The sequence below is a fragment of the Streptomyces sp. AM25 genome (assembly GCF_058146165.1).
Genome location: NZ_JBKIWN010000014.1, coordinates 247,180 through 267,926, shown reverse-complemented (window position 1 = coordinate 267,926; position 20,747 = coordinate 247,180). Strand labels below are relative to the sequence as shown.

At 74.5% G+C, this 20,747-nt stretch carries 16 protein-coding genes; 4 read left to right on the top strand and 12 right to left on the bottom strand.

All coding sequences use genetic code 11. From position 1 onward, the window contains the following. Positions 1 to 95: 95 nt before the first annotated feature. From ACLHRZ_RS20385 to ACLHRZ_RS20345, 9 genes are all read right to left on the bottom strand, one after another. Positions 96 to 854 carry a 4'-phosphopantetheinyl transferase family protein gene (locus ACLHRZ_RS20385; RefSeq protein ID WP_490419913.1) on the bottom strand — a complete coding sequence of 253 codons (759 nt, stop codon included), beginning with the start codon at positions 852 to 854 and terminating at the stop codon, positions 96 to 98. After that, positions 851 to 1,885, bottom strand: coding sequence for a methyltransferase (locus ACLHRZ_RS20380; protein ID WP_490419912.1), 1,035 nt, complete (start codon positions 1,883 to 1,885; stop codon positions 851 to 853). Before ACLHRZ_RS20380 ends, ACLHRZ_RS20385 begins: the two co-directional genes overlap by 4 nt. 30 nt (positions 1,886 to 1,915) lie before the next feature. Next, positions 1,916 to 2,374: an anthrone oxygenase family protein gene (locus ACLHRZ_RS20375; protein ID WP_490419911.1), complete on the bottom strand. Its 459-nt coding sequence runs from the start codon at positions 2,372 to 2,374 to the stop codon at positions 1,916 to 1,918. Between the two features lie 38 nt (positions 2,375 to 2,412). Continuing rightward, positions 2,413 to 3,504, bottom strand: coding sequence for an NAD-dependent epimerase/dehydratase family protein (locus ACLHRZ_RS20370; RefSeq protein ID WP_490419910.1), 1,092 nt, complete (start codon positions 3,502 to 3,504; stop codon positions 2,413 to 2,415). 16 nt (positions 3,505 to 3,520) lie between these two features. After that, a complete protein-coding gene (locus tag ACLHRZ_RS20365; RefSeq protein ID WP_490419909.1) occupies positions 3,521 to 4,894 on the bottom strand; it encodes an NDP-hexose 2,3-dehydratase family protein in 1,374 nt (457 codons plus the stop codon). Between the two features lie 248 nt (positions 4,895 to 5,142). Further along, the gene (locus tag ACLHRZ_RS20360) at positions 5,143 to 8,670 is read right to left on the bottom strand and encodes an ABC transporter ATP-binding protein (RefSeq protein WP_490419908.1); all 3,528 of its coding nucleotides are present in this window, start codon (positions 8,668 to 8,670) and stop codon (positions 5,143 to 5,145) included. A 117-nt stretch (positions 8,671 to 8,787) separates the two neighbouring features. Then, positions 8,788 to 9,474: a VC0807 family protein gene (locus ACLHRZ_RS20355; protein ID WP_490419907.1), complete on the bottom strand. Its 687-nt coding sequence runs from the start codon at positions 9,472 to 9,474 to the stop codon at positions 8,788 to 8,790. After that, positions 9,471 to 10,226: a VC0807 family protein gene (locus ACLHRZ_RS20350; RefSeq protein ID WP_490419906.1), complete on the bottom strand. Its 756-nt coding sequence runs from the start codon at positions 10,224 to 10,226 to the stop codon at positions 9,471 to 9,473. The genes ACLHRZ_RS20355 and ACLHRZ_RS20350 overlap by 4 nt, the downstream gene beginning before the upstream one ends. Further along, a complete protein-coding gene (locus tag ACLHRZ_RS20345; RefSeq protein WP_490419905.1) occupies positions 10,223 to 11,449 on the bottom strand; it encodes an FAD-dependent oxidoreductase in 1,227 nt (408 codons plus the stop codon). Before ACLHRZ_RS20345 ends, ACLHRZ_RS20350 begins: the two co-directional genes overlap by 4 nt. Positions 11,450 to 11,929: 480 nt before the next feature. Between ACLHRZ_RS20345 and ACLHRZ_RS20340 the strand changes: the two genes are divergently transcribed. From ACLHRZ_RS20340 to ACLHRZ_RS20325, 4 genes are all read left to right on the top strand, one after another. After that, complete coding sequence (locus tag ACLHRZ_RS20340) at positions 11,930 to 13,144, top strand: aminotransferase class I/II-fold pyridoxal phosphate-dependent enzyme (RefSeq protein ID WP_490419904.1); 1,215 nt, start codon at positions 11,930 to 11,932, stop codon at positions 13,142 to 13,144. A gap of 79 nt (positions 13,145 to 13,223) precedes the next feature. Continuing rightward, complete coding sequence (locus ACLHRZ_RS20335; RefSeq protein ID WP_490419903.1) at positions 13,224 to 15,008, top strand: AfsR/SARP family transcriptional regulator; 1,785 nt, start codon at positions 13,224 to 13,226, stop codon at positions 15,006 to 15,008. Positions 15,009 to 15,074: 66 nt separating this feature from the next. After that, positions 15,075 to 16,298 (top strand): cytochrome P450, encoded by a 1,224-nt coding sequence (locus tag ACLHRZ_RS20330; RefSeq protein ID WP_490419902.1) that lies wholly within the window; start codon positions 15,075 to 15,077, stop codon positions 16,296 to 16,298. A 61-nt stretch (positions 16,299 to 16,359) separates the two neighbouring features. Next, positions 16,360 to 17,190, top strand: a complete 831-nt coding sequence (locus ACLHRZ_RS20325) for a tyrosine-protein phosphatase (RefSeq protein ID WP_490419901.1) — start codon at positions 16,360 to 16,362, stop codon at positions 17,188 to 17,190. A 187-nt stretch (positions 17,191 to 17,377) separates the two neighbouring features. Here ACLHRZ_RS20325 and ACLHRZ_RS20320 read toward each other — a convergent pair whose 3' ends face one another. Genes ACLHRZ_RS20320 through ACLHRZ_RS20310 form a run of 3 tightly spaced genes read right to left on the bottom strand, consistent with a single transcriptional unit; the run spans position 17,378 to position 20,705 of the window. Beyond that, complete coding sequence (locus tag ACLHRZ_RS20320; protein WP_490419900.1) at positions 17,378 to 18,199, bottom strand: class I SAM-dependent methyltransferase; 822 nt, start codon at positions 18,197 to 18,199, stop codon at positions 17,378 to 17,380. 53 nt (positions 18,200 to 18,252) lie between these two features. Next, positions 18,253 to 19,494, bottom strand: coding sequence for a glycosyltransferase (locus tag ACLHRZ_RS20315; RefSeq protein ID WP_490419899.1), 1,242 nt, complete (start codon positions 19,492 to 19,494; stop codon positions 18,253 to 18,255). Further along, on the bottom strand, positions 19,491 to 20,705 hold the full coding sequence (locus tag ACLHRZ_RS20310) for a nucleotide disphospho-sugar-binding domain-containing protein (protein ID WP_490419898.1): 1,215 nt from the start codon (positions 20,703 to 20,705) through the stop codon (positions 19,491 to 19,493). Before ACLHRZ_RS20310 ends, ACLHRZ_RS20315 begins: the two co-directional genes overlap by 4 nt. Between the last annotated feature and the right edge of the window lie 42 nt (positions 20,706 to 20,747).

The following is a 20,747-nucleotide window of genomic DNA, read 5'->3' as shown; positions in this document are numbered from 1 at the left end:
CGGCCGGGGACCGGGGACCGCCCCCGGCTCCTCGCAGCCTCGGGCACCGGGGTGGACACGGGATGGAGCCCGGCTAGGCCGGAACCGTGAGTTCCTCAGGCCGTCCGGACTCCCGCGGGCGACAGATCCAGCAGATCCCGGGCATCGCGCTCCTCGACCCCGCCCACCGGCCCGCCGCCCAGCACCGCGAGCGCGGCCACGTAGCCGTCACCCGGATACAGTGCGAACAACGCGGCGTCCGCGGCGGACACTTCGGCGGCCGAGGAGGCGAGCAGCGCGGGGGCCCGGCCCGGCAGCGGCGGGGAGACCCGCAGCTCGGTCATGGGGGTGTGCAGGCCCGTACCGGCCGCCTTGAGCAGGGCCTCCTTGCGGGACCACCAGGTGAAGAAGGCGCGCGCCCGCGCCTCCGGCGGCAGCTGCAGCAGCTCCTCCCGCTCCTCGGGCCCCAGGACCCGGTGCACGAGCTCCTCGTGGTCGCCGCCGAGGTCGTGGACGCCCTCCACGTCGACGCCGAGCGGGGCCCGCCCGCCGACCGCGACGGCCACCCGGTCGCCGGAGTGGCTGACGGACAGCTCCGCTTCGCCGCCCGGCAGCCGCGGCTTGCCGTGCGGGCCCGCGCAGTCGGTGCACTCGCGCACCAGCGGGACCCGCTCCGGCGGCATGCCCAGCAGCTCGCCCAGGGCGAGCCGGCTCAGCGCGACGCCGGCCAGGAAGCGCGCCCGGTCGGCGGGCCGCCGGTACCGGCCCAGCCGGCCGCGCTCCACCTCGTTCAGCAGCCGTTCGTGCCGGGGGCCCGCCAGGTCCGGCGAGGCCCACCACACCTGCAGGACGGACGGGTTGTCGATCGTCGTCATGCTGCCGGCTTGCGTCCGACCACGAGCGTGTCGTGGGTGCCCAGCGGCAGCACCTCCACGTCGGTGCAGCCCGCCGCCTCCATCCAGCCGCGGCACTCGCTCGCCGGGTACTCCGAGCCGCCCTCGGTCACCAGCAGCATGTTGATGCTGACCAGGATGCGGGCGAGGTCCGTCGGCTCGTCGTCGAGCATGGCGTCGTACACCAGCAGCGCACCGCCCGGACGCACCGCGTCCCAGGCCTTGGCGACGAGCGCGGCGCGCTGCTCCGGCGACCAGTTGTGCAGCACGTGGCCCATCATCACCACATCGCCCTGCGGCAGTTCGCCGTCCGCGAAGAAGTCGCCGGGCACGAAGGACACCTTGTCCGCGGTGCCGAGGGCGGTGGTGTGCTCGCTCAGCGCGTCGCCCATCGGGGGCAGGTCGAAGACGGTGGCGGTCAGGTGCGGGTGCGCCTGCACCAGGCGGGAGGCCAGGTTGCCGCGGCAGCCGCCGACGTCGACCAGGGTGCCGTGGTCCGCCCACGGGAACGCCCCGGCCAGGTGCGGGGCCACGGCGCTGTTGGCCGAGTCCATCATCGCGAGGTACGGGCCGCGCTGCACCGGGTCGCCCAGCATGTCCAGGAACGAGCCCTGCGCGGACGCGGCCTGCGGGCGGCCGGTGGTGACCGCCTCCGACAGCTGCTCCCACGCCGGGTACAGCATGCGGTCGGCACGGGCGAGGAAGCCGCCGACGTACTCGGGCGCGCCCGGCACCAGACTGCGGCGCGCCGCGGCCGAGTTGGCGTAGCGGTCGCCGTCCTTCTCCAGCAGGCCGAGCAGCACGAGCCCGTACAGGAAGTCACGGGACGCCCGCGGGTGCAGGCCCAGCCGCTCGGAGAGCTCCTGCTCGGTGGCGGTACCGAGGTCCTCCAGGGCGGCGAACAGGCCGAGCTTCCCGGCGGTCAGCAGCAGCTTGGCGTGGCAGAAGGCGTTGGCGAGGCGCTTGACGTCGACCGGGCCGGCGGAGTCGGGGAGAACGGTGGCGGAGGTCATTGCGGCTTCTTTCTGAGGAAGTTGGTGGTGTCAGGCCGTCGCCAGGACGACCGCGGAAGCGTTGAGGACGAGCGCGGCGACGGCGCACGAGGTGCGGAGCAGGTGCCAGGCGCGCCAGCGGCGGCGCGGGTCGTCCCAGCCGTCGGGGACGGGCCCTGCGGGCAGCCGCTTGACCGTCCGGTTGATGGGCACGTTGCCCAGCTGGGAGACCACGGAGACGGCGAGGCCGCACGCGGCCGCCGTGCCGAACAGCGTCGCGGCGGTGGTGTCCGCGGCCTCGGTGGCCTGCCAGGCGCCGATGAGCGTCGAGGCCAGGACGACGGCGGGCATCACGTGGTCGAAGCGGCATCCGACGAGCTTGTGGGTCTCCACGTAGCGCTCGGGCGGCAGGGCGGCGAACGCCGGGACGACGCTGAGGGCGACGGCGAAGAGCACGCCCGCGGTCGTTCCGCTGCCCACGAGCAGCAGGATGGTGAGCAGTTCCTGCACCGGGTCTCCTCCGGAGGGGTCGGATCGTTGGGGTACGGCTAAGGTTCACAGGTGGTGGTGGCGTACCGCTCCAGGTCCGTTCGAGGAGTGTTGGTGCCCGTTGTCCTCAAACTCGGGCCGGGCTGAACTGATGTGGCTGCGGCCGCACTTCGGCCGGGCCTGGGGGCACCTCCCAGCGGTAGCTGGGGGAGTTCGAGGACCGGGGTTCGGGGCGGAGCCCCCGAGAAACGGCGAAAGGGTGGGACCGGGGCAGCGACCCCCTGGACCTCAGCCCAGTGATCCCGCAGGGACCGCTCCAGCGGAATGGTGGCGCCCCAGCCCAGTACGGCCCGCGCCCTCGCGGGATCGGTCGCGGACACCAGTCCGCCCGGCACCGGCCCATCGGGCGCAGCCCGTTCCACCAGTCGCACCGGCCGCCCGGCGGCCCGGATCAGCCCCTGGACCAGGGAGCGGACGGGTACCGGCGTGCCCGTGCCCAGGTTCACCACGCCCGTCACCGCGGAGCCGGCCGCGGCCACTACGGCGGAGGCCACGTCCCGCACGTCCACATAGTCCCGCTCCGTGCGCAGCGCGGTCAGCTCCAGCACGCCCGTGCCGGCGCGCAGTTGTGCCGCCACGCGGCCCGGCAGGCTGGCCTCCGGGGCGCCCGGCCCGCAGACGTTCGGCAGCCGGAGCACCACGGCGTCGGCGGCTCCGTCCAACACGGCCTCGCTGGCGGCGAGTTTGATGCGCCCGTGCTCGGTGTCCGGCCGCGTCGGGGAGGTCTCGGTCAGCAACTCGCCGGGCTGCGGCGGCGCGTACTCCAGCAGCGTGCCGAGCTGGACGAGCCGTGTGTCCCCCAGCGTCTTCAGCAGCCATGCGGTCACCCCTCCGAAGGAGCTCCGCATCGCGGCCGGGTCGCCGGTCCAGTAGCCGCCGGCGGCGTTCACCACGGTGTCCGGCCGTTCCTGTGCGAGCAGTCCGGCCAGGTCGCCGGACGACGCGTCCGCCGTGCGCAGCCGGACCCCGTCCGGCAGCGGCACCGCCGGGCGGCGCCGGGCCAAGGCGGCCACCTCGTGGCCGGCCCCGGCCAGGGCCGCGCACACCGCGCGGCCCACCCAGCCGGTGCCGCCCAGTACGAGCGTCTTCATCCCGTCTCTCCTCCGGTCACCAGGTGGCGTGCAGGCAGGCCAGCAGCGTGCGGGCCTGGATGTTGATCAGCCGCCCGTAGGGCAGCAGGTCGCGGACCTGCCCGGGCGTGAGCCACAGGTGGTCGGCGGGGACGTCCAGCGGGTGGTCGTCGGGCAGTTCCACGACCCGGTAGCGGCTGACGGCGCGGTGGAAGCGCCCGCCCTCCTCGGACAGCAGCGCGTCGTAGCGGGTGCGGGACGGGTCGAGGGCCTGCAATTCCCGGACGAGCGGCGGCGGTTGCCGGTAGTTGCCGGGGTTGTACTGCACGGGCGGGGCCAGCTCGACGACGTCGGCCGTGCCCGCCTCGGTACGGGCCTGGAGCAGCATGTGCAGCACCCCGCCGATCCGGCGCACCGGCAGCACCGCCTCGCCCCGGCCGACCGGGGCGAGCAGCGGCTGGGTCCAGCTGGCCACCTCCCGGCTGCCGGCGTTCACGGCGGCGGCGACGATGCGGAAGTACTTGCCCTCGTCGTGGGCGATCTCGCGGTCGGTGATGTGCCACCGCTCGACCGCCTCCAGCGGGACGAGCCGCTGTTCCACGTCCCGCAGGGCCTTCACCGCGGTGATGCGGCTGAGCACTTCGGCACGCGACAGCAGGGCTCCCGTCTCGCCCTCCGGCCCGAGCGACCTGCGCAGGCCGTTCCGCCAGGCGTCGTCGCCGGCCGAGGCGGGCGGCGGGCCGAAGGGGATGCAGGACAGCACGGTCCGCGCGTTCATGTTGACCACGTTGTCGGCGAGCAGCAGGCGCCGCACCTGGCCCAGCGACAGCCACCGGAAGTCGGGGTGTTCGGGCACGTCGTCGAGGGCCTCGACGACCATGTTGCGGTTGCGCTTGCGGAAGAACCACGAGCCCTGCTCGGACTGGAGCGAGTCCACCAGGACCCGCCCGCGGCCGGGCTCGTTGAAGTGGTTGAGGTACGGGACGGGCCGGCCGCGGTGCACGCCCAGGTAGTTGCTGCGGGTGGCCTGCACCGTGGGCGACAGCTGCACCTGGTTGACGTTGCCGGGCTCCATCTTGGCCTGCATCAGGCAGTGCAGGACCCCGTCGAACTCCTTGACCAGGATGCCGAGGACGCCGATCTCCGGCTGATTGATGACCGGCTGCATCCAGCTGCCGGTCCCCGGCACGTCGGTACGGACCTGCAGGCCCTCGACCGTGAAGAACCGGCCGCTGTCGTGGCGCAGCCCGCGGTGCGGGGCGAAGGCCCAGCCGTCGAGCTGTGCGAAGGGGATTTCCTCGACCTGGAAGGCGTGGGCCTCGCGGCGCTCGGCGAACCATGCGAGGAACTCGGCATCGGTCAGGCGGGCGCCGCCGGCGGCGGCGGACTCGGTGAAACGGTCGGAGGCCATGCGCTCAGCGTGGCTTGCCCTCTTCGAGGGCCGCTGGAGTGCCGGTCCGGCCCGGGGCCGGTGCGCCCCGAAGGGGCGCGGGGCCGTTTCGATGTGCGGCTCCGCCGCGTGGGCGCGATCAACCGCGATGCGCCCGCAGCCGAGGTTCCCGGGGCTTCGCCCCGGACCCCAGGGTTGTGCGTCGGCTGCGGGCCGTCGGTGGTTGCTCGCGCAGTTCCCCGCGCCCCTTACGGGGCGAACGGCACCGCTCAGGCCAGTACGGCGGCCGCCGCATGCAGCGCCGCGTAGCGGCCCCCCTCCGCGAGGAGTTGCTCGTGCGTGCCGCACTCCACCACCCGGCCCCCGTCCAGCACCGCGATGCGGTCCGCGGAGCGTGCCACCGCCAGGCGGTGTGCGACCACGACCGTCGTACGGCCCCGCCCGGCCGCCCGCATGGCGCCCAGCACCCGGGCCTCGGCCGCCGGGTCGAGGCCGGCCGTGGCCTCGTCCAGGACCAGCACCTTGGGGTCCGTCAGCAACGCCCTCGCCAGGCACAGCAGTTGCCGTTCGCCCGCCGACAGCGACGAGCCGCCGTCCTCCCCGAGGCGGTGCCCCAGGCCGCCCGGCAGCGCGTCGACGATGCGCCCGGCCCCGGCCGCCCGTACCGCGGCGGTCACCTCGGCCTCGCTCGCCCCGGGCCTGCCGTAGGCGATGTTGTCGCGCACCGTGCCCGCGAACAGGAAGGGTTCCTGGGGGACGTAGCCGATGCGCGCGTGCAGCAGGTCGGGGGCGAGGTCGCGGAGGTCCGTGCCGTCGAGCCGCACGGCGCCCGTGCCCGGGTCGTGGAAGCGGGTGAGCAGCCGCACCACGGTGGACTTGCCGGCGCCGGACGGGCCGACCAGGGCGAGGGTCTCGCCGGGGCGGGCCACCAGGTCCACCCCGTGCAGCACCTCCGTGTCCCCGTAGCCGAAGCGGACGCCGGCGAGCTCCACCCGCCCCGGGCCCGGGGCGGGCCGCACCGGCTCGGCCGGGGGCGCCACCGAGGGCTGTTCGGCGAGGAGTTCGCGGAGCCGGCCCAGGGAGATCCGCACCTGCTGCCAGTCGTCGAAGACGGACGCCAGCCGCTGCACGGGGGCGAAGAACAGGTCCAGGTAGAGGAGGAACGCGATCAGTTCGCCCAGCGTCGCCTCGCCGTCGCGGACCAGCACCGAGCCGACGCCCAGCACGATCACCGCGGCGGCGATGCCGAGGAGTTCGACGAACGGGAAGTACAGCGCGACCAGCTTCTGCGCGTCGAGCCGGGCGTCGAGGTAGTCGCGGGTGAGGCGGCGGAAGGCGGAGTGCTGGCGCCGCTGCTGGCCCAGCATCTGGGACTCCCGGGCCCCCGCGAGGTTCTCCTGCACCGCGGAGTTGGCGTCCGCGGCGACCTCCCGGGCCCGCCGGTAGGGGGCCGTGGCCAGGCGCTGGAACAGCCAGGTGGCCACGACGAACGGCACCAGGACCACCGCGACGGCGGCGGTCAGCGGCGGGCTCATCACGAGCATCGCGCCGAGGATGCCGAGGAACGTGGCGGCGCTGACCACGGCGTTGGCGAGGCCGTCGGAGAACAGGGCGGAGAAGGCGTCCACGTCCGTCATCACCCGGGTGAGCAGGTGCCCGGAGCGGTGCCGCTCGTAGTGGTCCACGGACAGCCGCTGCAGGTGCGACCACACGCGCACCCGCAGGGCCAGCACCAGGCGCTGCCCGGTGCGGCCGGTGACCGCGGCGGACGCGGCCGACAGCAGGATGCCGCCGACGGCCACCGCGGCGAGCGCCGTCACCGCGGTGACGAGGCCCTCGCGGGAACCGGCGAGCACACCGTGGTCGACGCCGGAACGGCTCAGGTACGGGCCGAGCACGGAGGCCGCGGCCTCCAGACCGACCAGCAGCAGGGCGACCGCCAGGGCCCGGCGGTAGGGGGCGAGGAACCGGCGCAGGCCGAACGGGCGGTCATCGACGGGCACTTCGTCCGGTACGTCCTCCAACTGCGCTTCCGGCTGCGGCTCCGCCTCCGTCACCGGCTCCGCCGCCGCCTCGCCGCGCTCCCACGCGGCGACGAGCTCCCGGTACGGGGCGCAGCGGGCGGCGAGCTCCTCGTGGCTGCCGGTGTCGACGATGCGGCCGCCGTCGGCCACCGCGATCCGGTCGGCCAGGGCCAGGGCGGCCCGGCGGTGGGTGACCAGCAGGACGGTGCGGCCGCGCAGCGCGGTGCGCAGGGTGGCCGTCATCTCCCGCTCGGTCGCGGCGTCGACGGCGCTGGTGACGTCGTCCAGGACGAGGACGCGGGGGTCGGTGAGCAGGGCCCGGGCGAGGGCGATGCGCTGGCGCTGCCCGCCGGACAGGGCCGTACCGCGCTCGCCGACGGGGGTGTCCCAGCCGTCGGGCAGTGCGGTGACGAAGTCGAGGGCGCCCGCGGCCCGCGCGGCCTCCGCGATCCGGTCGTCGGTGGCGTCGGGGCAGCCGAAGGCGACGTTCTCCCGGACCGTGCCGGAGAACAGGAAGGCGTCCTGGAACACCACGCCGACCCGGCGGCGCAGCGACTCCAGGGTGACGTCGCGGACGTCCGTGCCGTCCACCCGGACCGCGCCGCCGCGCACGTCGTGCAGACGGGCCGTGAGCAGGGCGGCCGTGGACTTGCCGGAGCCGGACGCGCCGACCAGGGCCACGGTCTCACCGGGGGCGACGCGCAGGGAGAAGCCGTCCAGGACGGGACGTCCGGGCAGATAGCCGAAGTCGACGCCGTCGAGGACGAGTTCGCCCTCCCCCGCCGCCAGTTCGACGGCGCCGGGGCGGTCGGTGACCTCGGGGGCGGCGTCCAGCAGCTCCAGGACCCTGCCCGCTCCGGCGCGGGCGCGCTGCACCGCGGAGAGCGCGTCGGCCAGGGTGCGGGCGGGGGTGGCCAGTTGGACCAGGTAGGCGGAGAAGGCGAGCAGGGTGCCCACGGAGATGCGGTGGTGCAGGGCGAGCCAGCCGCCGAAGGCGACCACGGCGACCTGGCCGAGCACGGGCAGTGCGCCGAGCAGCGGTTCGTAGCAGGCGCGCAGCCGCACGACGCGCATCCGCGCCTCGTACAGGCGGCGGGCCGTCGCCGACACGGCCTGCGTCTCGTGGTGTTCGCGGCCGAAGGCCTTGACGACGCGCACACCGGAGACGGCCTGGTCCACGCGCTGGGTCAGCTCGCCCTCGGCCTGCTGCGCGTCGCGCGAGGCCAGCGCGAGCCTGCCGCCCATCGCGCGGGACAGCAGCACCGCGCCGGGCACGGTGACGGCCGCGGCCAGCGCCAGGACCGGCGACATGGCCACCATGAACGCGGCCGAGACGGCCATCTGCAGCAGGATGCCGATGCTGTGCGGCAGCGCGCCGACGGCGCGGGCGAACAGGCCCGCGTCGGAGTTGATCCGGGCCACGAGCTGGCCGGGCGGCAGCGCGCCGCGGCCGGCAGCGTCCAGCCGCTGCAGGCTCTCGTGCATCGCGGTGCGCAGCCCGTACTGCACGCCGGACTGGGCCTTGGCCTCGCGGTAGAGGCAGGCACGCTGGGTCCAGAACACGGCCGCCCCGAGGGCGAGGAGGGCGCCGAGCCATTGCGCGCCGTGCGCGGTGAGGTGGTCCAGCGCTTCGCGCTGGGCCATGGGGATCAGGGAGGAACAGGTCCCGCCGAGCAGGGCTGCGCCCAGGGCGAGGAGGAGGTCTTTGCGCTGACCGCGCGCGTGGGGGGCCAGGCGGCGCAACTCGCGCCGGGGGCCGGGTGGTTCACCCATCGCGGGTTGCCCTTCGTGTCGGGGGTACGCCCGCCCACCCGCCCATGTGGTTCAGGGTGATCGGGTGGGAGGGCGGGGAACGGGGGTCTGGGGGCGGAGCCCCCAGGACGGCAACCCCTATGCCGGGACCAGGACGGGGGCCTCGACCGGCACGACCACGGCGCGGGCGCGGAGCGCCGCCCCCAGCGGCGGGGACAGGCGAACCGTCGTCACGATCAACCCCACCAGCGTCAGCAGCGTGGGCAACTGCCCGAGCGGCACGGCCAAGTCGAGCGGCACCGAGTAGATGACCACCACGCGGGCCACCGCGCTGGCCAGAAACCCCACACCCCACAGCAGGTTGATCAACCGCAGCCGCTGCGCGAACGCCGGCTCGCGGTCGAAGCAGTCGTCCCAGGCCGCGCGCAGCGCCGGGTCCCCCTTGGTGACGAACGGCGCGGCGACCTCGCCGACCAGCGTCCGTCCGAAGAAGTGCGTGAGCAGCCCGTACGCGCCGCCGACGGCCGGCATCACCGCCGACTTGGCGATGATCAGCCGCGGGTCCCCGGTGATGCCGACCAGCGCGAGCGTGGCGAGCAGCATCAGGATGGTCATCGCGGTGAACGCGTTGAGGCGGCGTTCCCGCACCGCGCGCCACGCGGTGCGGGCTCCGGCGACGACCGCGCCCGCGGCGAGCGCGGGGACGGGGGCCACGCCGAGGGCCATGTGCAGGACGTAGAAGGAGACCACGGGGGCGGCCATGTCCAGCAGCATCGGCGCGGCCGCCTTCAGCGGCAGCCCGCTCAGTGCGGAGCGCACGCTCATCGCGTGGCCCCGTGCCGGGGACCGGCCGGCACCGCGTCGGCGTCGGGGCGCGGGCCGACGACGCCCTCGCGGTGCAGCTGGTCGTGGACGTCGTCGACGAGCCCGTGCAGCACCTTGATCTGGAACTTGGTGAACAGCAGCACCGCGACGATCAGGACGAGGCCGGGCAGCTGGGACAGCAGGAAGGACTCGTTGAACTTGTCGACGTCGTAGCTGTAGACGACGATCACACGCAGCACGGAGTCGATCAGGGCGGCGAGGCCGAAGGCGGCGGTCACGGCGCGCTCACGGGCGCGGAACGGCTTGGAGCGCTCCCACGCCTGCTCGTAGGCGACGGTGCGGTCGGGGTCGCCGTCGGTGGCCATCGGGGTGGCGGCCACGTAGACGAGGGGGCGGCCGAAGACGCACGTGGACAGCAGGTACAGGGCGGCGAGCAGGGTGTAGAAGGACGGCTTGGCGGCGACCAGGCGCGGGTCGTTCGATATGAACAACAGGGCGACGGTGAGCGCCATTTCGAGGACGACGAGCAGGCCGATGACGTCGAGCTTGCGCCGCTGGATGGTGTGGATCAGCGTCCACACGCCGCCCGCCGCGCCGGCGAGGGTCAGCGCCCAGACCTGGCTGAGGCCGGCCAGCTGGTGCAGGACGTAGAAGCCCGCGATGGGGATGACCAGGTCGAGGATCATCGGGGCCAGGGCCCGGAACTTCTGTCCCGGATCCGGCTTGGCGGCGGTGGGGGCGGGGGTGTTCATGCAACGGCTCCCTTGATGAGCGTTTCCAGTGCGGGGGTACGGAAGATCCGGTGTGCGCCGACGAGGGAGCCGCGGACGGCGGCGTACCCGTAGTCGCGCAGCTGCGTCTCGTACTCGGCCACCGCGCCCGCCACACCGCGCTCGCCCCGGTCGGCCTGCGCGAGCAGGCCGGACAGCAGGGCGGCGTCGCGCAGCGCGGTGTTGGCGCCGACGCCGCCGACGGGCGTGGTGGCGTGCACGGAGTCGCCGAGCAGGGTGACCCGGCCGGGCGCCCACGCGGGGGACGGCCGTACGACGCGGATCGACAGCGGGAACGTGGCCCACGGCTCCGCCTCGGTGACCAGGCGGTGCAGCAACGGGTGCCAGTCGCGGGTGCGTTCGACGGCCCAGGCGTGCAGCTGCTCGGGCGCGGCGGTCCAGAAGTCGGCCTCGGGGACCGGGTAGCTCTCGGCGGGCGCGACGAGGGTCCACTTCACGTACGGGGCGACCGGGTCGAGGTCCGCGTAGGGGGCCAGGTCGGCCGCGGCCTCCTCGGTGGGGCGGCGCGGCTGGAAGACGCCGCAGGCAAGGGTGGTGCGGTCCGGGCCCATGACGGGGCTGGAGCCGCCGAAGAGCTCCTCGGGGATCCAGGAGAGGTTCTTCTCGTCGAACGGCAGGCGCCCGTAGATGCAGCGCATGCCGGTGTCGACGATGTGGTCGTCGCCGGGCAGCTTCCCGGCGCGGACGGCCGAGTTGATGCCGTCGGCGCCGACCAGCAGGTCGCCGGTGAGCTCACTGCCGTCGGCGAGGCGGACCCGTACGCCGTCGGGCTCCTCGGCGTATCCGGTGACCTCGCTGCCGAAGCGCACCGCGTCGCCGAGGCCGGCCAGCAGGATCTGGCGCAGCGTCATGCGGTTGACGGCGGTGTGGCTCAGGTCGGGGTCGAAGGGGCGGTCCGGGCGGCCGTGCCGCATCAGCTCGTTGAGCTGGTGGTCGAAGGCCGCGCCGCGGGGCATGTAGGGGCGGTTGGAGGTGGCCAGGTACAGCGCGTACAGGTCGTCGGGCAGCAGCGTGCGCAGCGCGGCGCCGCCGTGCTCGTCCATCCGCAGCCGGTAGCCCTGGCCGCGGACCTGGGACGAGGCGTCGCGCTCCAGCACCGTGGTGCGGACGCCGTGCCGGCGCAGACCCTGGGCCAGGGCCAGGCCGCCGATGCCGCCACCGGCGACGATGACGTGCAGGGACATGGGGAACGAACTCCTTCGGGGAACGTGCGCGGCCGGGGCCGACGGATCTCCGTGCCCCGTCAGGGGCACGGGGAACTGCGCGAGCAGCCACGACGCGCCCGCAGTCGACGTTCCCGGGGCTCCGCCCCGGACCCGCCAGGGTGGTGCGTCGGCTGCAGGCCGTCGGTGGCTGGTCGCGCCCACGCGGCGGAGCCGCATGACGTCACAGCCCCGCGCCCCTTCGGGGCACGAAGGTCCGCCGGACACGCTGGGCGTGTCCGACACCCCGGCACAGTGACGCTGCCCCCATGAGTCCCGCATGAGCGCCGGTGGAGTGGCACGCAGTGCACCCGGCGCCGGATCCAGGCCCCGTCGAGAGCCGGTCGTCCCGCCGTCGAGGCCGTCTCCGCCGGTGGCCGAGCCCCGTTCGAGCCGCCCCCGGAAAGATCTTGCCATCCGGCGCCGCCGCCCCGGGCGGCGCCCCACGGAAGGTGGTGGCGCGTGGAGCGCACGTCAGTCGCAGCAGGCCCGACGCAGGTGCCGGCCCTGCTCGGCGGCACCCCGGCCCTCACGGAGCCGGCCCGCGTGGGCCGGCCCAACACGGTCGGCCGCGCCCGGTTCCTGGAGCGGCTCAACGGCGCCCTGGACCGGGGCGTGCTGTCCAACGGCGGGCCCCTGGTCCGCGAGTTCGAGCAGCGCGTCGCGGAACTGGCCGGGGTCCGGTACGCCGTCGCCACCTGCAACGCGACCGCCGCCCTGCAGCTGGCCGTCCGGGCGACGGGCCTGACGGGCGAGGTGCTCGTGCCCGCGTTCACCTTCCCCGCGACCGCGCACGCCGTCGCCTGGACCGGGCTCACCCCGGTCTTCTGCGACGTCGACCCGCGCACCGGCACCCTCGACCTCGGCCACGCCGAGTCCCTGATCGGACCGCGCACCAGCGCGATCCTCGGCGTGCACACCTTCGGCCGGCCGCACGGCCTGGACGCCCTGCAGCAGCTCGCCGACGGCTACGGCCTGCGGCTGCTGTTCGACGCCGCGCACGCGCTCGGCTGCACCTGGGACGGCCGGGCGATCGGCGGGTTCGGCGACGCGGAGGTGTTCAGCTTCCACGCCACCAAGTTCGTGCACTCCTTCGAGGGCGGCGCCCTCGTGACCGACGACCCGCAGCTGGCCCGCCGGGCCGCCGCGATGGCCAACTTCGGCTACGACGAGGACGGCCGGCCCGAACACCTGGGCATCAACGCCAAGATGAGCGAGGCCGCCGCCGCGATGGGCCTGACCTCCCTCGACCACCTGGAGGAGTTCCGCGCCCACAACCGCACCCTGCACGAGCGCTACACCGCCGGCCTCGCCGGGCTGCCGGGCGTCACCGTGCTGCCCTTCGACGAGCGGGAGCGGAACAACTACCAGTACGCGGTGCTGCACGTCGACGCCGTGGAACTGGGCCTGACCCGCGACGAACTGGACCTGGCGCTGCGCGCGGACAACGTCGTCACCCGGCGCTACTTCCACCCCGGTCTCCACCAGGCCGCCCCCTACCGCGGGGGGCCGCGCCTGCCGCACACCGAGTCCCTGGCCGACCGCTGTCTGGTGCTGCCGACCGGCACCGCCACGTCCGCCGCCGACGCCGAGCGGATCGCCTTCGCGGTGCGCCGGATCGCCGGGCGCGCGGCGGCCGTCGCCGTCGCGCTGCGGGCGGTTCCGGCCGCCGCGTGAGCCATCCGACCAGTACCCGAGAGGAGGGCGGTGCGCCCGGCGGGCCCCCGGCCCGCCCGCACCGCACGTGACCATGGAAGTGTCCGTACTCGGACCGCTGCACGCGGTTCACGAGGGCCGGGACGTCACGCCCACGGCCCCCAAGGTGCGCAACCTGCTCGCCCTGCTGGCCCTCCGGCACGACCGGCTGGTCACCACGGGCACGCTGATGACGGAACTGTGGGGCGACCACCCGCCGCTGAGCGCCCTGGCCACCCTGCAGACCTACGTCTACCAGCTGCGCAAGGCGCTGCGCGGCCGCGAGCTGCTGGTCACCAAGCCGCTGGGCTACGTGCTGCACCTGGAGCCCGGCAGCCTGGACGCCGACCGCTTCTCCGGCCTGCTCTCGCGCGCCCGCGCCGAACTGGCCGCCGGGCGGCCGGAGCAGGCCGCCGAGGTGCTCACCGAGGCGCTCGCACTCAGCTCCACCCCGCCGCTGTCCGACCTGGACACGGGCCCGGTGCTGGACTCCCACCTCGGCCAGCTGGCCGAGAGCCGGCTGCAGGCGCACGAGCTGTGGGCGGAGGCGGACCTGCGGCTGGGCCGGCACCACGACGTCATCACCCGGCTGCAGGCCCTGGTCGTCGAGCACCCCTTCCACGAGGACTTCCACCGCAAGCTGATGCTGGCCCTGCGCCGGGCCGGGCGCCGCTCGGAGGCCATGGAGGTGTACCGGAAGGTGCGCCGCACGCTGGTCGAGGAGCTGGGCATCGAGCCGTCGGCCGCACTGCAGGCGCTGCACGAGTCGCTGCTGGGCGACGACACCGACGACGCCGCGGCCGTCGTGACCGTCCCCGAGGCCCCGGCCCCGTACGCCCGGCCCGCCCAACTGCCGCCGGACAGTGCCGACTTCGTCGGCCGGGCCGCCGAACTGCGCCGCGCCGCCGAGCTGCTGGTCCCGGGCGCGGCTCCGCAGGCCACCCGGCTGGTGGCCGTCACCGGCATGCCCGGCGCCGGCAAGACCGCGCTGGCGCTGCGCGCCGCCCACCAGGCCGCCGCGCGCTACCCGGACGGGCAGTTCCACGCCGACCTGCGCGGCGCCGAGGAGCACCCGGCCGACCCGGGCCGGATCCTCGGCGGCTTCCTGCGCGCCACCGGTCTGCGCGACCAGGACCTGCCGGACGACCCCGCCGAACGCTCCCAGCTGTTCCGCAGCTGGACGGCCGGGCGCGCGGTCCTCGTCGTACTGGACGACGCCGCCGACGAGGAGCAGCTGCGCCCGCTGCTGCCCGGCGGGCCCCGCTGCGCCGTGCTGACCACCAGCCGGGCGCCGCTGTCCGGGCTGTCCGGGCTGCAGCGGCTGGAGCTGGGCGAGATGCCCGCCGAGGAGTGCGTGCAGCTGCTGCGCAGCGCCGTCGGCGAGGGGCGCGTGGACTCCGACCCGGACGCGGTGCGCACCATCGTCGCCATGTGCGGCCGGCTGCCGCTCGCGGTGCGGGCGGTGGCGGCGCGCATGCGGGCCCGCCCGCAATTCCCCTTGCGGGCGGTGGCGAGCCGGCTCGCCGACGAGCGGCTGCGGCTGCGCGAGCTGCGGCACGGCGAACTGGACGTCGCCGCGCGGCTCGCGCCCGCGTACCGGCGTCTGGACGCCGGCGGGCGCGACCTGCTGGCCGGCATCGCGGCCCGCGCCCCGGAGACCTTCACCGCCCGCTCCGCCGCGCTGTGGACGGGCTGCGACCCCGTCGCGGCGGAGCTGCTCATGGAGCAGCTGGCCGAGCGGCACTTCCTGCGGCTGCACGGCTACGACGCCGGTGGGGAGGACGTGTATGCCCTGCCTGATCTGGTGCGGTCCTTTGCCCTCACGCCGGCGGTCGGCTGCAGGTAGCCCGTGGCCGTTCGCGCAGTTCCCCGCGCCCCTTACGGGGCGCGACGCCCCATTACCGAGGACCCCATGACCGCCACGTTCCCCATGCGCCGCACCTGCCCCTTCGACCCCCCGCCGCAGTATGCGGCGATGCGGGAAACGGGCGCCCCGACCCGTGTCACCCTCGCCGGAGGCGGCACCGCCTGGCTCATCACCCGGTACGAGGACGTCAAGGACGTCCTCATGGACCCCCGCCTCAGCTCCGACCGCACCCGCCCCGGCTACCCCTTCCTCACCGACGACGCCGCCTACCTCGCAGAGGTCCGCGTCTTCCCCGGCATGGACTCCCCCGATCACCAGCACTACCGGCGCATGTTCATCAAGGAGTTCACCGCCCGCCGCATCCGCGAACTGCGCCCCGAGGTGGAGCGCATCGTCGCGGAGCGGCTCGACGCCATGGAGGCGGCCGGCGGGCCCGTCGACCTGGTCACCGCGCTCGCGCTGCCCGTGCCGTCGCTCGTGATCGCCCGCCTCCTCGGCGTGCCCGAGGCCGACCGGCCCCGCTTCCTCGAACTCACCGAACTGCTGCTGACCGGGCGGGCCACCGCGGACGAGACCGAAGAGGCCGCCCACCAGCGCGGCCAGGACGCGTTCCGCGAACTGCTGCGCTTCATGCGCGAGCTCGTCAAGGCCAAGCGGGCCGAACCCACCGAGGACCTCCTCGGCCGCGTCGCCGCCGAGCACGTGGCCTCCGGCGCGCTGGACGAGTGGGAGCTGGTGATCACCGCCATGCTGCTGCTCTTCGCCGGCTACGAGACCACCGCCAACATGATCGCCCTCGGCACCGCGGCCCTGCTGTCCCACCCGGATCAGCTCGCCCTGCTCAAGGAATCCCTCGACCACGACGGCGGAGCCCTGCTCCCGTCGGCGGTCGAGGAGCTGCTGCGCCACCTCTCCATCGCCGAACTGGCCACGGCCCGCACGGCCTTGGAGGACATGGAGGTCGGCGGCGTGCTGATCCGGGCCGGCGAGGGCGTCATCCCGCTGGCCGGCGCCGCCAACCGCGACCCGGCCGCCTTCGCCGACGCGGACCGGCTGGACCTGCGCCGCGCCCCCAACCGTCACTTCGCCTTCGGCCACGGGGCGCACCAGTGCCTGGCCCAGACCCTGGCCCGGCTGGAACTGGAGGTCGTCTTCGGCGCCCTCTTCCGCCGCTTCCCGGACCTGCGCCTGGCCGTGCCCCTGGACGAGGTCCCCTTCGCCTACGACGCCGTGCTGCACGGCGCCTACGCCCTGCCGGTCACCTGGTGAGCAGGCCCTTCTTACCGAGCCGGCACCCTCCTTCACCCTCCATCACCGACGAGGAGTCGTCATGCCTTCGTTCACCCGGCCGAGCCGCCGCACCCTGCTGCGCGGCCTCGGCGCCGGCGCGGCCGGCCTTGCAGCCGTGCCGCTGCTGGCCTCGGCCGCCTCGGCGGCCCCGGCACGCCACCGCCGCCGTGCCGTCGTGGCCGACACCACCCCGCACCAGCGCATCCTGACCGTCGACGGCCTCCACAACCTGCGCGACGTCGGCGGCTACACGACCCAGTGCGGCGGCACCGTCGCCTGGGGCGCCGTCTACCGTTCCGGCGCTCTCAACAAGGTCACCGACCAGGGCCTCCAGCAGCTGCAGCCGCTGAAGCTGACGTGGCTCGTCGACCTGCGCACCGACCGGGAGCGCAGCACGGTCGGCACCGACCACATCCCGCCGGGCGCCCAGGAGCTGCTGGCCCCGGTCGGCGACGAGAACGCCCGCGGCGGCTTCCCCACCGTCGGCTCGGTCAGCCCCGACACGCTCGCCGAGTTCCGCTCCCACGTCACCGACCCGAAGCAGCGCGCCTCCTACGGACTGGCCCTCAACCGCATCGCCGACAACCGCGGCGCGCCGGCCCTCGTCCACTGCAACGCGGGCGCCTACCGCACCGGCTGGCTCACGGCCGTCCTGCTGACCGCGCTGGGCGTGGACCGGGACCAGGTCAACGCCGACTTCCTGATCTCCAACGAGACCATCGGCGCCCAGATCGCGTTCCCCGACTACCTCGACGCCGCGTTCGAGGAGGTCGACAACGCCTACGACGACTTCCACCAGTTCCTCACCGACGGCCTCGGCGTCCGCGCCTCCGCCATCGCGGCCCTGCGCCGCGCGTTGATCGTCCGCTAGACCCACGCAAGGGGGGCGGCCCACTCGGGCCGCCCCCCTTGAGGTGTGTCGTGCCCCGTAAGGGGCGCGGGGAACTGCGCGACCAGCCACCGCCGGCCGGCAGCCGACGCACTGCCTTGAACGTCAACTGCAGGCGCGTCGTGGTTGCTCGCGCAGTTCCCCGCGCCCCTTACGGGGCGCCCCGCCGTCATTCCGGCTTGCGCAGCACCACCGCCTGGCTCAGGCAAGGGTTGAACGTACCGATGAACAGCTCCGGGATCGTCTTCACCACGTGGTCGTAGTCGAACTCCGGGAAGCCCAGCAGCTCGCGCGGGTCACCCTGCTCCAGCTCCAGGCCGTGCCCCTTCAGCAGCTCGTGCACGTCGATGTTGGAGCCCCAGAAGTTGGCCTCGCGGACGCCGAAGGGGAGCACGTCGAGGAACAGGTCGACGGTCAGCAGCAGCCTGCCGCCGGGCTTGAGGAGCTCGGTGATGCTCTCCAGCATCGCCCGGCCCTCCTCCAGCGAGACGTGCTCGATGACCGACAGGCAGAAGATGCGGTCGAAGGTGCCCTTCTCCAGCTGCCCGTCCGCCAGGCCGGCCTGCACGGTGTCCATCACCAGGCGCACGTCGGTGCCGAACAGCTTGTTCAGCTCGGCGTGGTTGTCCTCGGTCAGCCAGCGGTTGCGGCCGTCGACGGTGGACCAGCGGCGGTCCTCCTTCGCGGACGGGTCGACGTTGACGACCTCGCAGCCCTCCTTGTCCAGCACGAACTGGAAGCCGCTGAGGCCGCCGCCGACGTCCAGGACCTTCATGCCCGACTCGACGCCGGCCGTGAAGAACGCCCACGGGTACTCGAACTCGCGGGTGGGGCTGGTCTGCTGGAAGCCGAAGGGGCCGTAGCGCAGCGGGTCCTCCTCCTCCAGGCGGTACTCCACCGCGCGGCGGCCGGGCACCCGGTAGCCGAAGGGCACGCCCCAGGCGGTGTTCCAGTCGCGGAAGTTCTCGGGCAGGGTGTGACGGGCGAGCATGGCTTACTCCTCAGCGGAAGCGGAATTCGGGGACGTTCTTGGGTTCGGGCCGGTCAGGCGGGCGCCGGTGCCGTGGCCTCGCGGACGACCAGCTCCATGTCGTCGATGAGCTGCGCCAGGGACGGCTGGGCGTGGATGTGCCGCTGCAGGCGGCGGGCCTGGGCCCGGTAGGACGGCGTGGAGAGCACCTCGGCGCATGCGTCGGCGATGGACGCGGCCGAGGCCTCGCGCAGCCCGACGGTCTTGGACAGGCCGATGCGGGCGAGCTGTTCGGCGTTGTGCCGGTGGTCCTCCAGGACGGGCAGGGCCACCATCGGGATGCCGGGGCGCAGCGCCTCCTTGATGGAGTTCAGCCCGCCGTGGGTGATGAACAGGTCGGCGCCCTCCAGCATCAGCGACTGCTCGATGAAGCGGACCAGGCGCACGTTCTCCGGCACGGGCCCGTAGGCGAGTTCGTCGCCGCGCGAGCCGACGGCCAGTACGGCGTTGGCGTCCAGTTCGCCGAGGGCGTCGATGACCTCGGCGACGAACTCCTCGGAGCCGGGCAGCGCGTAGACGACGGTGCCGAAGCCGGCGAAGACGAACGGCCGGTCGTGGTCGAGGTCGGCGAGCCACTCGGGCAGCCGGCCGTAGCGCTGTTCGGCGTTGGGGTGCCGGTAGGTGCGGGTGTTGGGCAGGATCAGCTCGGCCTCGCCGTAGGCCTCCGGCAGGAAGCTGGCGTGCAGATAGTGGTAGAGGCGGGTGCCCAAGGGGTCGGGGGCCAGGCCGAGTTCACGGCGCCCCTCGTCCAGGATCGGGCCCAGGGCCTCGCCGGTGACCTGCTCCAGGCCGCCGAACGAGGCGATGGACACGTGCGGGATCCCCAGGGCCTCGGCGGCCAGGTAGCCGCCCATCTCGTCGAGCTCGCGCACGACGAGATCGGGCCGCCACGTCCCGGCCAGGTCGAGGACGTCGCGGGCCGTGGCGCGCGCGATGTGCCCGGCGAAGGACTGCGTCAGCGGGGCGCCGGTGGCCATGCACGCCTCGGCGGCCTCGTCGAAGGTCAGTTCGCCGTAGTCGCGGGGCAGCAGGCGCCAGGCCTCCATCCGCCAGTCGTAGCCGCCGGTCACGTGGCGCAGCCCGTAGGAGTCGAGTTCGGCGCGCATGCAGTCGGGGGCGAGCACGGCCACGTCGTGCCCGCGCTCGCGGGCGGCCTGGGCCACCGGCACCAGCGGGCGCAGGTGGCCGCTGGCTGGCTGGGTGGTGAAGAGCATGCGCAGCGGGTGGTCGGTCCTGCCGCCCGTGCCGCTGCTCATGGGAGTTCCTCTGTCATGGACGTCATGGACGGACCCCTTCCTGGGTCGTGGGCGATCCGCTCCAGCCCGGCCACCGCGGCGGTGGCGGGCGGCATGGCCTCGGTCTCGTGGCGCAGCGCCTGCGCGGCGGCCCGGTGGTCCGGGCCGGACAGCAGGACCGCGGCGGCCTCGCGCACGGCGCCGGGCCGCAGTTCGCCGGGGGCGAGCAGCAGCCCGGCCCCGGTCGCGGCCAACTGCCGGGCGTTGAACAGGTGGTCGGGAAAGCGGGGGGCGATCAGCTGCGGCACCCCGGCGGCCGCGCCGGCCAGCACGCTGCCGCCGCCGCCCTGGTGCACCAGCAGGTCACTGCCGTGCAGCAGCAGGTGCAGCGGGGTGCGGCCGACGAGGCGGACGCTGTCGGGCAGCCCACCGGGGAGCGCGCGCAGCCGGTCCCGCTCGCGCTCGGGCACGGCGGCGACCACGTCCGCGCCGAGCGTGCCGAGCGCGCGCAGCAGAACCGGCAGGTCCGGTACGTCCCGGCCGCTCAGCTCCGCCACGGCGCTGCTGCCCGTGACGAGGATCCGCGGGCGCCCGCCCCTCAGGGGCTCGGACAGGGTGCCCGTGCCGTGGAAGGGGGCGTAGCGCAGCGGGATGCGGCGTACGGGCGCGTCGGTCTGGAGCGAGGGCGGGCAGGGGTCCACGGACGCCACGCCGAGCGTCTCCACGTCCTCCGTCAGGCCGAGCCGGGCGGCCGTCTCGCGCAGGGCCTCGGGTTCGAACTCCCGGGTGCGGTACGTGTAGTCGGCGCCCCACAGCTGCCGCACCGCGGGCACGCCCACGGCCGCGGCGGCCAACGGGCCCGCGTAAGTGGTGGGTTCGCACACGACGAGGTCGGGCCGCCAGTGGCGGGCCAGCGCCGTGGTGTCCTCGGCCATGGCCTCGGCGAGCAGCACGTAGGTGTGCACGTTGGCGGTGCCCCAGCGGCGCATCTCCGCCCACTCCACGGTGCGGTTCTCGTCGACCAGCCGGGAGAAGAACGGCCGTACCAGCGGCCGGATGTCCAGTTCCCGCCCGACGGCGGCGAACGGCAGCCCGGCGCCCACGACTTCGCCCTCCAGCGAGGGCTGCGAGGCGACCAGCACCTCGTGCCCGGCGGCCCGGCAGGCCCAGGCGAACTGCACGAGGGGCAGGAAGTGCGACGGCCACGCCCACGTCACGAAGAGAACGCGCACCGTGCTTCCCTTCCTCTCCCTTTCGCTGTCCATTGCTGCAGG